The following is a 1,581-nucleotide window of genomic DNA, read 5'->3' on the forward strand; positions in this document are numbered from 1 at the left end:
GGTAACCCAAAAGGCTTTGCGGTATGACTCACCCACATAGGTAACAAAACAGTTCAAGCACATAGGTAACAGTTTTTAATTGGCACTGGTCGATTCCGAGGATCTGACCATGCCGTGGCGAGAGCTGAAACCTATGGACCTTAAAGTGATGTTCATCGCTGACTATCTGTCCGGTCGGCTCAATTTCAGTCAACTCTGTGCGGCTCACAGCATCAGTCGCAAGACTGGCTACAAGTGGGTGGCCCGCTACAACGCGGACAGCATCAATGGCTTGGCGGAGTGCAGTCGCAAACGTCATTCTCAAGCGCAGGCTGTGCCGTTTGCGGTCAAAGAAGCCATTCTTGAGCTGCGGCGCCAGGGTCAAACCACGCCAGGCCCGAAAAAGATTCAGACAGCCCTGCAAGAGCGGTTTCCAGATCAGCCGCCGCCCTCCAAAACCACGATCTACAACGTGCTTAAAAAAGCGGGGCTAGTGGTGTCTCGACGGTTGCGCCAGCGTGTCGCTGTCTATCCAAAACCACTTCAGAAAGCCGACCTTCCTAACCAGCTCTGGAGCGCTGATTACAAAGGCCAATACCTGACAGGAGACGGCGTCTGGTGTTACCCGTTGACGGTAATGGATCACGCCAGTCGATTTTTACTGGCTTGTGAAAGTATGCCGAGCACGACTTTCAAGGACGCCAAAGCCACCTTCGAACGGTTATTTAAGACGTATGGGATGCCTGAGCGGATCCGCACTGATAACGGTGTCCCTTTTGCCAGCGGCGGGCGTGCGGGGTTATCACAATTGTCCATTTGGTGGGCTCATCTAGGCATCATTCATGAGCGGACTCAACCGGGGCGACCTGAGCAAAACGGACGGCATGAACGCATGCACCGCACGCTTAAAAGTACATTGCCAAGACCGCCGGAAATTGAGTGGGGAGCCCAGCAGAAGCATTTTGATCTGTTCATGCAGCACTATAATCATGAGCGTCTTCATGAGGCATTGGGGCAGAAAACACCGGGCTCTTGCTACACCAGCTCTTCACGGGAATTTCCAAGAAAGCTGCCGGAGATGAAATACCCCAGCCATGTTGAGGCATACCGAACGGACTCCAACGGCGTGGTGAACAAAGGAAGGCTCAAAATCTATGTGGGCTATGTCCTGAAACGTCAGATAGTCGGACTGGAGAGCATAAGCGAGGGCGTTTGGGACATCGTCTTTGGCCCTGTTCTACTTGGCCGAGTTGATGCGCGAGACGCTAAGGATGGTTATCTGACGCTCAAAGCAATCAAAAATAAGTGATCAGGTGTTACCCATGTGCCTGAACTTAACTGTTACCTATGTGGTTGTTCCGTTCATTGCCCCGGCGTACGGCACTTCGCTGAGGCTCAGTGTTCCCTCGCTACGGTGTCCATCCGGGGGCATCGCCTACGGTTTGCTTCGCTGCACCTCCTCTCGATGTATGCGGCTTCGCCGCACGGCGCTGCGCGCCTACCCCCGGATGAACACCTTCGCTCGGCCTGCCGAAGGGGCAAAAGAGCAAAAGCAAAAGCAAGATCAAAAGCCAGAGCCAGAGCCTGTCCCGTATACACCTC

Annotated in this window: 1 protein-coding gene; it reads left to right on the plus strand. The window is 53.8% G+C overall.

Annotated elements, in window-relative coordinates; genetic code table 11:
* Positions 1-109 precede the first annotated feature (109 nt).
* A complete protein-coding gene (locus tag F2P67_RS25285) occupies positions 110-1,288 on the plus strand; it encodes an integrase core domain-containing protein (protein WP_166225273.1) in 1,179 nt (392 codons plus the stop codon).
* Positions 1,289-1,581: the final 293 nt, after the last annotated feature.

It is taken from the genome of Pseudomonas atagonensis (genome assembly GCF_011369485.1).
Lineage (GTDB): Bacteria > Pseudomonadota > Gammaproteobacteria > Pseudomonadales > Pseudomonadaceae > Aquipseudomonas > Aquipseudomonas atagonensis.

Coding starts and splice junctions, on each gene's coding strand:
- F2P67_RS25285 (WP_166225273.1), top strand. CDS start 110: ATGCCGTGGCGAGAGCTGAAACCTATGGACCTTAAAGTGATGTTCATC.